Source organism: Glutamicibacter sp. AGC84, from assembly GCF_053543575.1.
The window spans coordinates 1-16037 of the sequence record NZ_JBLVOC010000016.1; the positions used below are offsets into that span (position 1 = coordinate 1).

Here is a 16037-nt window from a genome sequence, read left to right on the forward strand (position 1 = left end):
ACCTTGCCAAGGTTGAGGTCGCGAGTTCGAACCTCGTTGACCATGGATCTACTAATTAAATATATGCGGTCATAGCTCAGCTGGTAGAGCGCAACCTTGCCAAGGTTGAGGTCGCGAGTTCGAACCTCGTTGACCGCTCCAAATAATTGAATATAGTTTTGCGGTCATAGCTCAGCTGGTAGAGCGCAACCTTGCCAAGGTTGAGGTCGCGAGTTCGAACCTCGTTGACCGCTCCAAATAAAGATGGGAATCACTTTTCGTGATTCCCATCTTTGCTTTAACCATCATTCCAGGCGGCTACCACTTCCCTGACTAGTAAATAGCTAACCTGTGTGCAATCTGACATCCACCAGCAAAACACCTAGGCAACTGGCGAAATGTCTCTAATACACTTCCATGCGTTGGCCTGAGCCTTTAGGGTGGGTAGTAGTTGTGGAGCTACAGGGGTTCCCACAGACGAATGGAGGTGCAGCATGGCAGGATTTGATGATCTGCGTGGCAAGGCAGAGGAATTCGCCAAGGAGAACCCGGAGCAGGTATCCCAGGGTATCGAACAGGCTGGTGATTTTGTCGATGACAAGACCGGCGGCAAGTTCGCCGAGCAGGTAGACGGTGTCCAGCAGGGCGCTGGCGACTACCTCAATGGCCTTGGCGGAGGCGAAGGCGAGAATAACGAGGCCTAATTCCTCGACGCACTCCCCTCGGCTTGCCCGAGCATCCTGGGAAGGTACCGACCGAGGTCGGTGCCTTCCCTGCTTTAACGTCATATCAGGGGAATTAATTCATGCCGATTTTCGGCAAACCGGCGCCACCCTGTAGAAAAAGAGTATGACTCGTCACACGCCCCCGGATGGAGCTGGCCTTTTCCATTCCGTGCTTGCGGGATTGATCACCACCATGGTGGGATTCGTAGCATCCTTCGCTGTCGTACTGGCCGGATTATTCCAGGTCGGAGCTTCTAGCGAACAGGCCGCCTCAGGCTTATTCGTCCTGTCCCTCTGCGTAGGCCTGAGCACCATTGCGCTTTCGCTGCGATACCGCCAGCCGATCAGCATTGCATGGTCCACTCCCGGTGCAGCCATGCTCGCCTCACTGGCTCCCGGAGTGTTCGGGTTCAATCAGGCAGTGGGGGCATTCATCGTCAGCGGCGCACTGATCGTGTTGACCGGTCTGGTACCGTCCTTGCACCGGCTGCTCACTCGTATTCCGGTCCCAATTGCCCAAGGCATGCTCGCCGGTGTCTTGATCCCGCTGTGCCTGAAACCATTTACAGCCGTGGCCAGCATCCCGTTGCCCGCGTTGGGAATTCTCCTGGTGTTCTTCGTCGGGCTCAGGATCCTTCCGAAATTCGCCGTAGCGCTGAGCATGCTAGCGGCGGTGGGGTTCGGCCTATGGCATATTGGCCGCTCCGCGACGTGGGATTCACTCGAAGTTCTTCCGCAGCTGCAGTGGGTCAGTCCTGAATTCTCCTGGCAGGCCATTGCCAGCATCAGCGTTCCGTTGTTCGTGGTGACGATGGCATCGCAGAATATTCCGGGCGTGGCCGTGCTCAGCTCCTTCGGGTACACCGCGCCGTGGCGCCCCACCATGCTGGCGACCGGAGTGGGGTCGGCTAGCGGCGCGTTCTTCGGCGGGCATGCCATCAACCTGGCGGCAATCACCGCGGCGCTGGCTGCCGGAGAGCAGGCCGGCCCGGACCCCCGGCTGCGTTGGCGGGCGGCGGCGAGTTCAGGTGTCTTCTACTTGGTCTTCGGTGCCTTGAGCGCGCTGATCGTATCGGTGGCCAGCGCCTCGCCCGAGGGGCTGTTCCAAGCGGCGGCGGGCTTGGCCTTGCTGGCAACACTCGCCAATGCGCTGCTCGGAGCGATGGCCGATTCCTCCTGGCGGTTGAGCGCATTGGCCACGGTCCTGGTCGCTGCCGGCAATCTCACGCTCTTCGGGATCGGCGGTGCCTTCTGGGCCTTGGTGGCAGGGCTCTTAACGCACTTCATCGTCGAGCGCAGGGCTCGACGATGAAGTGGCGGGACCGGTGTTTCCGGCTTAGAGCGCTGGTTCTCCAACTTGGCCTTCACGAGCCAAAGCGGTCAGGCGCGAGACGGCACGGAAGTACTTTTTCTGGTAGCCGCCGGACATCATTTCCGGGGTGAACAGTTCGCTGAATGGCTTGCCTGAGGCAACGATTGGCACGTCCTTGTCGTACAGGCGGTCAGCAAGAACCACGAAACGCAGGGCGATGGCCTGATCGGTGATGGTATCCACGTTGTGCAGAACCAGCACATCAGTCTCGGAAAGCAACTGGCGGTAACGCGACGGGTGAACCTTCGAAAGGTGAGCCACCAGATCCTCGAAGTTGTCATCGGCCAAGGTCTTGTCCGGGTAGCGATCCAGGGCGAATGCCTTGATGCCCGCATCGTCCAAGGGCTCGGGGGCATCGGGCAGGCCACGGTGGCGGAAGTCTTCGCCTTCGACGCGGTGCACGTCGAACTGCTCGGACAGGGTCTTGATTTCACGCTGGAAATCCACTGCCGCGAAGCGCCCCTCGCCCAGCGCACCAGGCAGGGTGTTGGAGGTTGCCGCCAGCTTCACGCCAGCATCGGACAGCTCGCGCATCAACCGGGACATCAGCACGGTGTCCCCCGGATCATCCAGTTCGAACTCGTCGATGCAGACCAGCGAGTATTGGCTGAGCACTTCTACGGTCTGGCGGAAAGACAGCGCGCCAACCAGGTTGGTGTACTCAACGAAGGTGCCGAAGGCCTTGCGGCCCGGGGCTGCATGCCACAGGGAGGCGAGCAGGTGGGTCTTGCCTACGCCGAAGCCGCCATCGAGGTAGATGCCGTTCTTGGTTTCCTTCTTCTTGCCGAAAAGCTTGGAGAAGAACGAACCGGAGTTGTTCTTGCCCACGGTTTCTGCGAAAGCCTTGAGCTTATTGACGGCTTCGGTCTGCGAAGGCTGGTTAGGATCCGGGCGATAGGTATTGAAGGACACTTCACCAAAGCGGTAGGACGGGTGGAATCCGGCCAGCAGTTCTTCGATTGAAAGATTCGGCTTGGTCTCGCTCAGGTGGGTGATCGTCGCCATTGGCTGTGGGAGTCCTTCAGTTGATTGCTCAGGAAATGGTCGGGAAGCCGTGGCTTTCCCATCGGCCAGTTTACCTTGAACGCGGCGAATCATTGCCAAAAATGTCGTAGAGCACACTGGGTTCGCAATGGATGAGGACTAGGCTAGAAGTAATGCCCGTGCCCGCTGTTTCCAGCGTGGCAAAAACTGACACCCGCAAGGATCGTGATTAGGAATGTCGTTGCCCGTCGAGTCCAACGAGAAATATGCAGCCTACGCTCACCCAGAACGACTGGTTTCCACCCAGTGGGTGGCAGACAACCTCGGAGCCGAGAATCTCGTAGTACTGGAATCGGATGAGGACATCTTGCTGTATTCCACTGGCCACGTGCCAGGCGCGCTGAAGATTGACTGGCACACGGAGCTGAACGACGAAGTCACGCGCGACTACGTCGACGGCGAAGGCTTCGCACAGCTGATGGCCGCCAAGGGCATCACCCGCGAGTCGACCGTGGTCATCTACGGCGACAAGTCCAACTGGTGGGCCGCCTACGCGCTGTGGGTCTTCACACTTTTCGGCCACGAAGATGTCCGCCTGATGGACGGCGGCCGCGACAAGTGGATCGCTGAAGGCCGCGAGCTGAGCACCGAGAAGCCGGCCGTGACCGCCACCGAATACCCGGTGATCGAGCGCGTCGACTCCGAGATCCGCGCTTTCCTTCCGGAGGTCCTGAAGCACCTGGGCAACCCGCTGATCGACGTGCGTTCGGCCGAGGAATACACCGGAGAACGTACCCACATGCCGAATTACCCGGAAGAAGGCGCCCTGCGCGGCGGGCACATCCCAACCGCCGCATCGGTGCCATGGGCCAAGGCTGCGGCCGAGGACGGCACCTTCCGCTCGCGCGGAGAATTGGAAGCCATCTACCTCGACGGCGCCGGCCTGAAGCCGGGCGACGATGTGGTGGCCTACTGCCGCATCGGTGAACGTTCGAGCCACACCTGGTTCGTGCTCAAGCACCTGCTGGGCTTCGAAACCGTGCGCAACTACGACGGCTCATGGACCGAGTGGGGCAACGCGGTTGGCGTGCCCATCGTTCGCGGCGAAGCCGCCGGCGAGATGCCTGCGCAGCGCGGAGCCCGCGCATGAGCCAGCTCCCCGATGCACTGAACGAAATCGTCGAGGAGTTCACCGAGGTGCCCGAGGCCGACCGCTTGGAACTGCTGCTGGAGTACTCGCGCGAGCTGCCCGAGCTTCCAGCACGCCTGGCTGATCATCCTGAACTATTCGAGCAGGTTGTAGAATGCCAGTCGCCGCTGTTCTTGGCCGTCGAGGTCTCGACCGAAGCGAATAACCCGGTGGGACTGTTCTTCTCCGCTCCCCCGGAGGCTCCAACCACCCGCGGCTTCGCCTCGGTGCTGGCTGCCGGCCTGGATGGCGCGCAGGCCGCAGCGATTCTCGCCGTTCCCGATGACATGCCCCAGCAGCTGGGTCTGACCCGTGCGCTGTCGCCGTTGCGCATGCGCGGCATGACCGCCATGCTCGGCCGCATTAAGCGCCAGATCTCAGAGCAGCTGCCTGCGTAGGTTTTGCATCGAACGCAGCTGGAAGCCAATAAGCAGTAGTTAAGGATCCCCAAGCACGTGGGCAAGAAGAAGCAAGCCGCCTCCACCCCGGCGACCGCCGCGCTGGATGCGGCAGGTATCAGCTATGTAGCGCACAGCTATGCGCATAGCGACTTGGCCGAAAGCTACGGCGCCGAAGCAGCCGAGCAATTGGGTGCCAGTGGCGACCGGGTCTTCAAGACCCTGATGGTCTCCACCGGGGCCAACGCCACCCAGGATCTGGCCGTCGCAGTGGTGCCAGTGAATGCGAAGCTGGATCTGAAGGCGATTGGCACCGCGTTGGGCAAGAAGAAGGCGCAGATGGCTGACAAGGCTGCCGCCCAGCGACGCAGCGGCTATGTCCTGGGCGGGATTTCCCCGTTCGGGCAGCGCCAGAAAACCGCTACCGTCATTGACTCCAGCGCGCAGCAGTTCGAGACGGTATTCATTTCTGGCGGGCGCCGCGGTTTCAGCCTGGAGATCGCTCCGCAAGATGCCGCGAAGGCGACCGGAGCCATTTGGGCGCCGATCGCCTCCGGCTAGACAGCGCTTGGCCAGAAAGGGCCCTGCCTGCGGGATCGAGATCTGTTGATCGTTCTCGCGGGCAGGGCCCCTTGCCGCCTTGGGCTACTGGACTTGAAGCAGCGACATGCGCTTGCTCAAGAAGTCGGTGATCGCCCGGGCGAAACCCTGTGGATCCACATTCGGCTCACGCGTGTGCCCTGCCTTGGCAAAGGTCTTGAGCGTGACCAAATCCGGGCGCAGCGCCGCCAGTTTCAAGCTCGGGCCATTAGGGACGAACTCGTCATCACGGCTGTGCATTATCAGCGTCGGGAATTTCAATTCGTCCGCGCGGTCCACCCAATTCAACCGACGCAGATTGACCGGGGCCGCTTGGCCGGTGACCCAGCGCCCTGCCTTATTGGACAGCAGCCACTGGCCAAACAGGCCCACCGATTGCGGGATCTTATTGGCCCGAGCCTGGTGCGAAAGCACATCTACCCAATTGATTACCGGGCCGACCAGCATGAGCGAGTCAATATGGTGGGCCAGCTTGCTCCGATCGGCGGCCTGCAGGCTGATGGCACCTCCCATGGACCAGCCCAGCAAGATGATCTGCTTCGCTCCGCGGTCCAGTGCGAATTGGATACCCGATTCCACGTCATGCCATTCGGTATCGCCCAGACCGTAGCGGCCATCCGGGGCGCTCGGAGCCAAACCGTCATTGCGGTAGCTCATCAGCAAGGTCGTAACCCCGAGTTCGCTCAAGGCAGGCAGCGCCCGAATGGTCTCATTACGTCGGGCGCCTCGGCCGTGCACGCCAATCATCCAGACATCTTCGTTCGTGGAGCCACGCACCAGCCAGGCTGGACCGTCGCCGCCATCCAGGGGCACGACGACGTCTTCTGCGTCAAAGCCCAGGTCCGCGGGGTGCTCGTAAATTGCCCCGGATAGGTTGCCGCGGCGTACTCCCTGGAGGGTGCCGTGATAGATCTTCTCGATTTTGCGCGCAACCAGGCGGGATTTGCCCGGAACGGCTTCCGGCGCGGAAAGCCGCAGCGCGCAGGAGTCGAATTCGGTGAGGAAGCTGCAGGGGCCAGGTTCGCTGGTATCGGCGTCCTTGTTGAAATGCAACCAGAGTTTGCCCTCGGCATCGGTGACGACCTCCCGGATGATGCTGTTGCCGGTGCGGCGTTCTTCCGGGGTCACTACACGTCGGGCGAAGTAACCGGCGAGCGCTGATACGCTGGCGGCCACCAGGGAACCGGTGCCCAGTCCCAGTCCAACCCCAATCAGGGTTGCAGGCACTGCGCTGCGGGGTTGCATGGTATCTACGATGTTCCGAGCCATGTTTTCATCTTTCCATGACCTGGCCCGGGAATCATCTAGCCTGCTCAAGCGTTTTATATTGCATGAATGATGAATCGGTAAACCAATCAGCACAGCCAGCAGACGAAGCGGCCGCGCGCAGCGATGTGCAGTGGCAGCAGATCCTCTCTTCCGAGGAATTCCGCGTATTGCGCCAAGCAGGGACCGAGCGTCCATTTACCGGCGAATACTGGGATACCACTACCGAGGGCGTGTATTCCTGCCGAGCCTGTGGTTCGGAACTGTTCGCCAGCACCACGAAGTTCGATGCCGGTTGCGGCTGGCCTTCCTTCTTCGCGCCGTTGGCCGAAGATCGGGTGCGCTATATCAGCGACGAGTCCATGGGCATGAAGCGTGTTGAGGTGCGTTGCGCCAATTGCGATTCGCATATGGGCCACGTTTTCGAGGGTGAAGGTTTCCAAACCCCAACCGATCTGCGTTACTGCATGAACTCTTTGAGCTTGACCCTGCGTCCTGCTCAGGGCTAATGCCTTTGTCGGTGGCAAGGCATGGATCACATTTAGAGCAAGAGTTGCTTATTCACTGATGACTTAGCATCACCTTTCCTGTTGTTTGAGCGTAGCGTTCAAGGTAAGCACTTGAGCGCTGCCCCAAACATGAAAAGAAGGTGTATGAAATGACTCAGATTTCCTCCAAGCCAGTACCGGCCACCGACGCAGAAGTACTGCAGATCGCAAACTCGGAAGCTTGGCTGACGTTGAAGTCTGCCGCCACCGAATTCCAGGGCCTCCAGGCACAGGACGGCTCCTTGACCGACAGCGCATCTGCACCACAGGCTGCCAAGCTCGTTGATTCCATCATCGAGTCGGTGCAGTCCTTGCGCGTGCACTTCGAGCACGACGCAGAGTACCTTGAGCAGCTGGTCACGGACCTGCGCCAGTGGGCAGATGCAGGCTTCGGCGTTCCCGACTTCCTCGATTCGCTGATGCAGTTCCAGCCCCAGGCCCAGCGCATTGACGGCCTGCTGCATCTGGTGCTTTTCCCGATGTACACCCAGAACGGTTCAACCAACCGCCACCTCGAAGCCGTGCTGGTGCAGGTCATGTGGCCTGAGTTCATTGCCGACCTGGAGAGCAAGGACTACGCCAACGCCCTGTTCGTGCCGCTGCGCTTCATCGACTTCACCGAAGGCTACAACACCAATTCCGCGGTGCTCTTCCCGGAGTCGGTCGCCATTCGGCAGACTCCGTCATTCACTTGGGGCGCGATCTTCCAGGATCGTGAGGCTGTACGCTTCCGCAAGGTCCTGCAGGAAGCTACACGCATCACCAACCTCGAACTGCCCGATGACGCCGCAGAGCTGCTCAAGGACCAGCACCTGACCGAAGAAACCTTCATCATGTGGGACCTGATTCACGACCGCACCCACATGCGTGGCGATCTGCCATTCGACCCGTTCATGATCAAGCAGCGCATGCCGTTCTTCCTTTACTCGCTCGAAGAACTGCGTTGCGATTTGACTGCGTTCCGCGAATGCATGAAGATCGCCGCCAACCCGGCTTCGGATCAGAAGAGCGCCAAGATGGCCAAGCTGGTGCAATACGCGGTGATCTTCGACCGCATCTTCCGCTTCGCCATCACCGGCTCGCGCGTACGCAACTACGACGGTCTCGGTGGCCAGTTGCTGTTCGCATGGATGCACCAGCACCATGTACTGCACTGGACCGACACCAAGTTGAGCATCGATTGGGATCAGGTACCCGAGGTGGTTGCAGCCTTGGGGGATGCGATCGACGAACTGTATTGGAAGTCCATCGACCGTCCGAAGCTGGCTCACTGGCTTGCTGCCTACGAACTGGTTTCGGCCACCGTCACCCCGAACCCCGCGTCGGTCTGGGCCAAGGGTCCGGATGCCCTGCCGCTGACCGCACCACTACGTGAAATCACCGACCAGGTCATGGACGATGAATTCCCGCTGTCGATGTTCTACGAAGCTCTGAATAAGAAAATGGCCACCGTCATCGAATCGAGCAAGGGCATGACCGGGGCAACGAAAATCTAGCCTTTCCTCTAGGCTAGAAAATGTGAGCAAAGAAAGAATCTCCTTGAACGAGACATCCAGACTAGTGCTCCTTGCCGGTGCTACTTCCGCCTCCGGCATTGCCAGCGCCACCGCGCTGGTTGATGCCGGAGCGCGTGTGCTTGCAGTGGGAAGCAACCAAGAGCGCCTCGACGAACGCCTCCCGTTCGTTCATGCCCGCTATGAATGCGATCTGGGCGACTTCGCAGCGGTCAAGCAATTGGCGCTGCGGATTCATGAAGAGCACGGCAGCATCGATGCGCTGATCCATCTGGTAGGTGGCTGGCGTGGCGGTAAGTCGATCACCGGCCAAAGCGACGAGGACTGGGATTTCTTGCACAGCAGCGTGCTGACCACCCTGCGCAACACCTCCCGCGCCTTCGTCGATGATCTGGTCGCCTCCCCCGCAGGCCGCTTGGCGATAGTCAGTGCGGAGGCAGTGCTGAATCCGACCCCGTCCAATGCCAACTACGGTGCGGTCAAGGCCGCAGCGGAACACTGGGTCAATGCCATCGCCCGCCTGTTCGCCAAGCAGGCAGAAAATGCCGCCGCGGTGAGTTGGGTCGTCAAGGCATTGAGCGACAAGTCTCCCGAAGAAACGCCTTCCGGGCAGACCCCGGTGCAGTTTCTTGCCCAGGCCGCAGTGGCTTTGCTTGGCCAGGATGCCCGCGAGCTCAATGGCACCCGGGTTGCATTGCCCAAGGCCTGATTACTGGCCGCTGCACACCTCTGGGCGCTGCACTGGCATAGCTTTCGACTTCACCCCTTGAACTACTAAGGACCTCCACAGCATGACTTTTACCCACGACGCTTCGATTCGCGGATTCGCTTCGGATAACTATTCTGGCGTGCACCCGCGCATCATGGATGCGATTGCCCGCGCCAACGGCGGCCACCAGATCTCCTACGGTGAGGACCAGTACACCGAGGAACTAGGCAACGTCGCCCGCAATGCCTTTGGCCCGGAAGCCCAGATCTTCCCGGTTTTCAACGGCACCGGCGCCAATGTCATCGCCTTGCAGTCCTTGCTTCCACGCTGGGGCGCTGTCATCTGCGCATCTTCTGCACATATCAACGTGGATGAGAACGGTGCGCCGGAGCGCATCGGCGGCTTCAAGCTGCTGCAGGTTGACACTCCCGACGGCAAATTGACTCCAGAGCTGATCGACCAGGAAGCATGGGGCTGGGGCGACGAGCACCGCGCGCAGCCGCTGGCCGTGTCGATCACCCAGGCCACCGAGCTGGGCACCCTGTACACCCCTGGGGAAATCAAGGCCATCACCGACCACGCGCACAAGCTGGGCATGAAAGTGCATCTGGATGGCTCGCGCCTGTCCAACGCCGCGGCCTCCCTGGGCGTGCCGTTGCGCGCGCTGACCACTGACGTCGGCGTGGACATTGTTTCCCTCGGCGGTACCAAGAACGGCATCCTGCTCGGTGAGGGCATTTTGACCCTGCGCAGCGAACTGGCCCAGGACCTGAAGTACCTGCGCAAGATGAACATGCAGCTGGGTTCGAAAATGCGCTTCATCTCCGCACAGCTGATCGAGCTCTACGGCACCGATCTGTGGCGCGAATTGGCAAGCCACTCCAACGCCATGGCCGCCAAGCTCTCGCAGGCAGTTGAGGAAATTGACGGAGTCCAGCTGGTCTACCCGACTCAGGCCAACGGCGTCTTCGCCCAGCTGCCTACCGAGGTCAGCGACCAGCTGCGCGAGCACTTCCGCTTCTACGACTGGGATCGCGCGGCCGGCCAAGTGCGCTGGATGTGCTCGTTCGACACCACCGAGGAAGATGTTGCAGCGTTCATTGCCAAGCTGCACGAGCTGCTCGGCGCCTACGCCGCCGCTTAGCATGAACCCGCGGTCGGCGCGCCGTACCCATGCTCGGGTACGGCGCGCTTAGACTCAAATTGTGACCAATGATCGCCCTGCTTCCGCCATTCCGAAGGCCTTTGCCACGGCCCTTGAAGAGTTGTCGCATGCCAAGGTGCGCAAGGAACTGAAATTCACCGAAATTCCGGCCCCTGGCAGGCTGGCGCCGTTCGCGCTGGCACTCAGCGGCGACGTGATGGATGTGGTTGCTCCCGGACGCGGCCCCCAGGGCCAGGAGATTGGCCGCACCCCGTTCCTCCAACCAGCCGAGCAGCTGGCCACCGGACGCTTCATCCTCCTCTTCGACCCCGCAGGCCAAGAACTGTGGAATGGCCAGTTCCGCATCGTCACCTACATTCGGGCCCGTCTGGATCATGAAATGGGCCAGGATTCCATGCTGGCTTCCGTCGCGTGGTCATGGCTCGAAGAAGCCCTGCGCGATCGCGACGCCGCATACCATTCCGCTGGCGGTACTGCGACTCGGGTAATTTCCGAATCCTTCGGCAATCTCGCCGGGGAACAAGACCATATCGATATCGAGCTGCGTGCTTCCTGGTCCCCGGACTCTGACCATCTGGGAACGCATCTGAGCGCGTGGGCCGATATGGTTTGCACTTTCGCCGGCCTGCCTCCCCTGCCCGAAGGCGTGCAGCAGCTGCCTCATCGCCGCCTGAGCTAGCGATTATCAATGCGATGGAGCCGAATAGTCCTAGAATGGAAGCACCATGCCGAATTCTGACTCTTCCGCTCCCGCATCATCCACCACTGCCAACGAGGCCGCCGCACCCGTTCTGACGCCACTAAGTGCGCCACGCGACGGGATCCCCGAAGTCATCGACACCGCACCTGCCTTGCGCCGTGCAGTGCGGGCGCTGGAAGCCGGCATCGGCGATCTGGCCGTGGATACCGAAAGAGCCAGCGGGTTCCGCTACGGCCAGCGCGCCTTCTTGCTGCAGATTCGCCGAGAAGGTGCGGGTACTTGGCTGATCGACCCTGAAACCCTGGACGATCTGTCCCCGCTGCGCGAGTTCGTCAACGAGCAGCCCTGGATCCTGCATGCGGCCACCCAGGATTTGCCGTGCCTGCACGAATTGGGCATGTCCCCTACCTCGCTGTTCGATACCGAGATGGCTGGCCGTCTTGCGGGATTCCCCCGCGTCTCGCTGGGTACCATGGTGGGCGAATTGCTCGAGCTGCAGTTGGCCAAAGAACATTCGGCAGTGGACTGGTCCACCCGCCCGTTGCCTGAATCATGGCTGAACTACGCCGCACTGGATGTGGAAGTTCTCGAAGAGCTGCGCCAGGCCATCACCGCGGTGCTGGAAGAGCAGGGCAAGCTGGATTTCGCCTTCCAGGAATTCGAGTACGAACGCAATCTGCCTGACCCTTCCCCGGCACAGGTGCCGTGGCGCAAATTGTCCGGCATCCATAAGCTCAAGAGCCGACGCAATCTGGCGGTAGCTCGCGAACTGTGGCTTTCCCGCGAAGCCCTGGCGCAGAGCCGCGACGTTGCCCCGGGTCGGCTCATTCCCGACCGCGCCATCATGGCCGCCGTGGATCAGCGCGCCACCAGCGTTCCAGCGCTCTTGCAGATCCCCGGGTTCCACACGCGCAATGCCAAACGCGATGCCGCACGCTGGGTCGACGCGATCAAGCGCGGCAATAGCACCAGGGACCTGCCGGACCTGCGCGCCCCCAAGCCGGACTTGCCGCACCCCCGCTCATGGGCCGAAAAGAACCCGGCCGCGGCGAACCGGCTGGACGCGGCCAAGCTGGTCGTCAATGAGGTGAGCGAGCACTGGAATATTCCGGGCGAGAATCTCTTGACCCCGAAGTACCTGCGTGAATTGTGCTGGAATGCGCCGGCTCGCATCAGCGAGGCAAGCGTAGCGGACATGCTGGAAAATCTCGGTGCCCGCCAGTGGCAGCGTGGACTTCTTGCGGACAAGCTGGCCATCGCGTTGAAGCAGGCCTAGGCGGTTTCCAGGAAGGATTCACCGCGGGTTCCCGGATTTGCAAGGTGCTGCACTTGCACTTCAAGTTACTACTGAGTAACGTATGGTTCAGGTCACAGTGATGCTGGCCACTGCCCGGTCTTCACGGGCAGCATGAACCAACCCCAAGGAGCCCGACGGTGAGTGCCAACGCTTCGACCGTGCGCAACAATGCGCGCCCTTCGCTCGACGACCGCGATGTCGTCTTCATCGACGGGGTACGCACCCCATTTGGCAAAGCGGGCGAGAAGGGGATCTACCACGGTACCCGCGCCGATGACCTTGCCGTCAAAGCCGTACGCGGCCTGCTGGAACGCAACCCGGAAGTTCCTGCCGAGAAGATCGACGAGATCTCCATTGCCGCAACTACGCAGTCCGGCGACCAGGGCTTGACCTTGGGCCGCACCGTGGGCCTGCTCTCCGGTATCCCCAAGTCCGTTCCGGGCTTCGCCATCGACCGCATGTGCGCCGGAGCGATGACCGCCGTCACCGCGACCGCCGGCGGCATCGCTTTCGGCGCCTACGACGTAGTGGTCGCCGGCGGCGTGGAGCACATGGGCAACCACCCAATGGGCGCCGGAGCGGACCCGAACCCGCGCTTCCTCTCCGAGCGCATCGTCGACCCGCAAGCATTGAACATGGGCAATACCGCGGAGAACCTGCACGACCGCTTCCCTGCGATCACCAAGGAACGCGCCGACCGCTATGCTGTCGCATCGCAGGCCAAGCTGGCCAAGGCCTACGAGAACCAGCAGATCCAGGCCGATCTGATCCCCGTGGCAGCCAAGCGGCCGGGCGAAGGCTGGGCCGTGAACTCGGCTGACGAACCGCCACGGCCAGGCACCACCATGGAATCGCTGGCCGAACTGCGCACCCCCTTCCGCGCCCACGGACGCGTGACCGCAGGCAACGCAGCGGGCTTGAACGACGGAGCCACCGCCGCCCTGCTGGCCAGCGGCGCGGCAGTGCGCGCGCTGGGACTGGATCCGAAGATGCGCATGGTCTCCTTCGCCTTCGCCGGCGTGGACCCCGACGTCATGGGCTACGGGCCGGTTCCGGCCACCGAAAAGGCCCTGGCCAAGGCCGGCCTTGGCATCAACGACATCGGCCTGTTCGAAATCAACGAGGCTTTCGCCGTGCAAGTGCTGTCCTTCCTCGACTACTACGGAATCGACCAGGACGATGAGCGCGTGAACCGGTACGGCGGTGCCATCGCGGTGGGGCACCCGCTGGCCTCTTCCGGCGTGCGCCTGATGTCCCAGCTGGCCCGCCAGTTCTCCGAGGACCATTCGGTGCGCTATGGCATCACCACCATGTGCATCGGCTTGGGCATGGGCGGCACAGTGATCTGGGAGAACCCAAACCACGCGGACTTCGGCAGCAAGGCATAAGGAAGAGACAATGACTGCAATGAGCAAAGATTTCCAGGCTGTCGCGCAGCTGATGCACGATGAGACTGTCACCCACACCTTCGTGAAGGATGTGGCCTTGCCAAGCGGCAAGACAATGGCACTGCTGACCCTGGATAACGGCCTGGACCACAAGAAGCCGACCACCCTCGGGCCCAATGGCCTGCTGGAGCTGCGCGCCGCGCTGGAAGTCCAAGCAGAACGCGCCAAGAATGGCGAGATCGATGCCCTGGCGATCACCGGCAAGCCGTACTTCCTGATTGCCGGTGCCGACCTGTCGGCCGTCACCCGCCTGAGCGCACCGGATCAAGCAACCGCCATGGCTTCGCTGGGCCACTACACCTATGAGCTGCTTGCCGATTTGGGCGTTCCGACCTTCGCTTTCATCAACGGCCTGGCGCTCGGCGGCGGCTTGGAAATCGCGCTGGCTTGCAACTACCGCACGGTCAGCACCGCCGCGGGCGCTTTGGGCCTGCCAGAAGGTTTCCTCGGCCTGATTCCGGGTTGGGCCGGCGTATACCGCCTGCCCCGCCTAGTCGGCCCCGAGAACGCGCTGAAGGTCATGATCGAGAACCCGCTGAACAGCAACCGCACCCTCTCCGGCCCGGCAGCTGCCAAGATGGGGGTGGCCGACGCCCTGTTCGAACCAGCTGACTTCATCGAGCACTCCATTGCCTTCGCTGACGGTGTCATCTCCGGAACCACAGAGGTCAAGCGCCCCAATGCGGTCGATCCAACCGATCCCGAGGTTGCTCGCCGCTGGCTGGATGCGGCCGACGCTGCCGAAAAGTTCGTCGATGCGAAGCTGTCCGGCGCGGCCCCGGCACCGTACAAGGTGCTTGAGGTCTTCCGCAAGGGCCTGGCCATCTCGCAGCAGGAATCAGCAGTCCTTGAAGTCGAAGCGCTGACTGGCCTGATGAGCACCCCGCAGTTCCAGAACACCGTGTACGCCTTCCTGGACCTGGTCCAGAAGCGCGGCAAGCGCCCCGCCGGCGCACCGGATCCAAAGCTCGCGCGCCCCGTCACCAAAGTGGGTGTCGTTGGCGCAGGGCTGATGGCTGGCCAGCTGGCCCTGCTGTTCGCCCGCCGCCTGAACGTTCCGGTGGTTATCACCGATCTGGATCAATCGCGCGTGGACAAGGGCCTTGCCTACATCCATGGCGAGATCGACAAGCTGCACGGCAAGGGCCGCATGAGCCAGGATGCGGTCAACCGCACCAAGGCTCTGGTCACCGGCTCGGTCACCAAAAAGGCGTTCGCTGATGCCGACTTCGTCATCGAGGCCGTGTTCGAAGAACTGAATGTGAAGAAGCAGGTTTTCGCAGAGGTTGAAGCCGTGGTCTCCCCCGAGTGCATCCTGGCCACCAACACTTCCTCGCTCTCTGTCACGGAGATGGGCCGCGACTTGTCGCATCCAGAGCGCCTGGTCGGCTTCCACTTCTTCAACCCGGTAGCCGTGATGCCGCTGCTGGAAATTGCTGCTACGGAGTGGACCAACGATTCCTCGCTGTCCACTGCATTCGTGCTGGGCAAGAAGCTGAAGAAGACCACGGTGAAAACCAAGGATTCTGCCGCATTCGTGGTCAACCGCGTACTGCTTCGCCTGATGAGTGAAGTCCAGGCGGCTTTCGACGAGGGCACCGACGGGAAGACAGCTGACTCGGCACTGACCCCCATGGGCCTGCCAATGAGCCCGTTGACCTTGTTGGCGATGGTAGGTCTGCCGGTCGCGCAGCATGTCAACGAGTCGCTGAACGCCGCTTTCGGCGAACGATTTGCCGTCTCGGAGAATCTGCAGAAACTGATCGATGCCAAGATCACTGCCCTCTGGGTCAAGGATGAGGCAGGCAACCAGGTGCTGAACCCCGAGGCTGAAAAGCTGATGGCCTTCGGCGATCAGCACTCGAGCAAGGAACAGATCCTGGTTCGTGTTCAAGATGCGCTGGCCGAGGAAATCGGGCTGCTGCTGGATGAGGGCGTCGTTGCCGAAGCCGCCGACGTTGATCTATGCATGATCACCGGCGCCGGCTGGCCAATGCACCTCGGTGGCATCACCCCGTATTTGGACCAGGTTGGCGCCTCCGAACGTGTCAACGGTAAGAAGTTCAACGGCTAGTACCTTCCGGGCCGCTCTTGGTTCCGGTGCTTCTCCCTGAGTGCTGGAACCATGCGAAAAGCCGGGGCC

Annotated in this window: 15 protein-coding genes and 2 tRNA genes; 15 read left to right on the top strand and 2 right to left on the bottom strand. The window is 61.5% G+C overall.

The features are described from left to right. Window positions 1–65 precede the first annotated feature (65 nt). From ACNPN0_RS11025 to ACNPN0_RS11040, 4 genes are all read left to right on the top strand, one after another. Window positions 66–141, top strand: a tRNA-Gly gene (locus tag ACNPN0_RS11025). Window positions 142–160: 19 nt separating this feature from the next. After that, window positions 161–236 (top strand) — tRNA-Gly (locus tag ACNPN0_RS11030). Between the two features lie 237 nt (window positions 237–473). Further along, a complete protein-coding gene (locus ACNPN0_RS11035; RefSeq protein WP_133834248.1) occupies window positions 474–683 on the top strand; it encodes an antitoxin in 210 nt (69 codons plus the stop codon). 145 nt (window positions 684–828) lie between these two features. Next, window positions 829–2016 carry a benzoate/H(+) symporter BenE family transporter gene (locus tag ACNPN0_RS11040; protein WP_400342232.1) on the top strand — a complete coding sequence of 396 codons (1188 nt, stop codon included), beginning with the start codon at window positions 829–831 and terminating at the stop codon, window positions 2014–2016. 24 nt (window positions 2017–2040) lie between these two features. Here the strand turns inward: ACNPN0_RS11040 and zapE are convergent, their stop codons facing one another. Further along, window positions 2041–3081: a cell division protein ZapE gene (gene zapE / locus ACNPN0_RS11045; protein ID WP_400342231.1), complete on the bottom strand. Its 1041-nt coding sequence runs from the start codon at window positions 3079–3081 to the stop codon at window positions 2041–2043. 214 nt (window positions 3082–3295) lie between these two features. On the opposite strand from zapE, the gene ACNPN0_RS11050 reads away from it, so the two are divergent. From ACNPN0_RS11050 to ybaK, 3 genes are read left to right on the top strand one after another with little or no spacing between them, the layout of a single operon-like run. After that, on the top strand, window positions 3296–4210 hold the full coding sequence (locus tag ACNPN0_RS11050) for a sulfurtransferase (RefSeq protein WP_332594951.1): 915 nt from the start codon (window positions 3296–3298) through the stop codon (window positions 4208–4210). Further along, entirely contained in the window at window positions 4207–4647 is a 441-nt protein-coding gene (locus tag ACNPN0_RS11055; RefSeq protein ID WP_434691078.1) for a SufE family protein, read from the top strand. Before ACNPN0_RS11050 ends, ACNPN0_RS11055 begins: the two co-directional genes overlap by 4 nt. Before the next feature lie 57 nt (window positions 4648–4704). After that, window positions 4705–5208, top strand: a complete 504-nt coding sequence (gene ybaK, locus ACNPN0_RS11060) for a Cys-tRNA(Pro) deacylase (protein WP_434691081.1) — start codon at window positions 4705–4707, stop codon at window positions 5206–5208. Window positions 5209–5292: 84 nt separating this feature from the next. Here the strand turns inward: ybaK and ACNPN0_RS11065 are convergent, their stop codons facing one another. Continuing rightward, complete coding sequence (locus ACNPN0_RS11065) at window positions 5293–6516, bottom strand: alpha/beta hydrolase family protein (protein WP_448938072.1); 1224 nt, start codon at window positions 6514–6516, stop codon at window positions 5293–5295. A 62-nt stretch (window positions 6517–6578) separates the two neighbouring features. On the opposite strand from ACNPN0_RS11065, the gene msrB reads away from it, so the two are divergent. The 8 genes from msrB to ACNPN0_RS11105 all read left to right on the top strand — a co-directional run bounded on the left by msrB (window position 6579) and on the right by ACNPN0_RS11105 (window position 15968). Next, the gene (msrB, locus tag ACNPN0_RS11070; protein WP_332498793.1) at window positions 6579–7022 is read left to right on the top strand and encodes a peptide-methionine (R)-S-oxide reductase MsrB; all 444 of its coding nucleotides are present in this window, start codon (window positions 6579–6581) and stop codon (window positions 7020–7022) included. A gap of 149 nt (window positions 7023–7171) precedes the next feature. Next, window positions 7172–8557 (top strand): DUF6421 family protein, encoded by a 1386-nt coding sequence (locus ACNPN0_RS11075; protein WP_448938073.1) that lies wholly within the window; start codon window positions 7172–7174, stop codon window positions 8555–8557. A 22-nt stretch (window positions 8558–8579) separates the two neighbouring features. After that, window positions 8580–9284, top strand: coding sequence for an SDR family oxidoreductase (locus ACNPN0_RS11080; protein ID WP_332486052.1), 705 nt, complete (start codon window positions 8580–8582; stop codon window positions 9282–9284). An 82-nt stretch (window positions 9285–9366) separates the two neighbouring features. Further along, window positions 9367–10428: a threonine aldolase family protein gene (locus ACNPN0_RS11085; RefSeq protein ID WP_105656735.1), complete on the top strand. Its 1062-nt coding sequence runs from the start codon at window positions 9367–9369 to the stop codon at window positions 10426–10428. 61 nt (window positions 10429–10489) lie between these two features. Beyond that, on the top strand, window positions 10490–11128 hold the full coding sequence (locus ACNPN0_RS11090) for a DUF3000 domain-containing protein (protein WP_448938074.1): 639 nt from the start codon (window positions 10490–10492) through the stop codon (window positions 11126–11128). A gap of 46 nt (window positions 11129–11174) precedes the next feature. Beyond that, a complete protein-coding gene (locus ACNPN0_RS11095; RefSeq protein WP_105656737.1) occupies window positions 11175–12425 on the top strand; it encodes an HRDC domain-containing protein in 1251 nt (416 codons plus the stop codon). A gap of 158 nt (window positions 12426–12583) precedes the next feature. Continuing rightward, a complete protein-coding gene (locus ACNPN0_RS11100) occupies window positions 12584–13834 on the top strand; it encodes a thiolase family protein (RefSeq protein ID WP_426734063.1) in 1251 nt (416 codons plus the stop codon). A 10-nt stretch (window positions 13835–13844) separates the two neighbouring features. Beyond that, window positions 13845–15968 carry a 3-hydroxyacyl-CoA dehydrogenase NAD-binding domain-containing protein gene (locus tag ACNPN0_RS11105; protein WP_448938075.1) on the top strand — a complete coding sequence of 708 codons (2124 nt, stop codon included), beginning with the start codon at window positions 13845–13847 and terminating at the stop codon, window positions 15966–15968. Window positions 15969–16037: the final 69 nt, after the last annotated feature.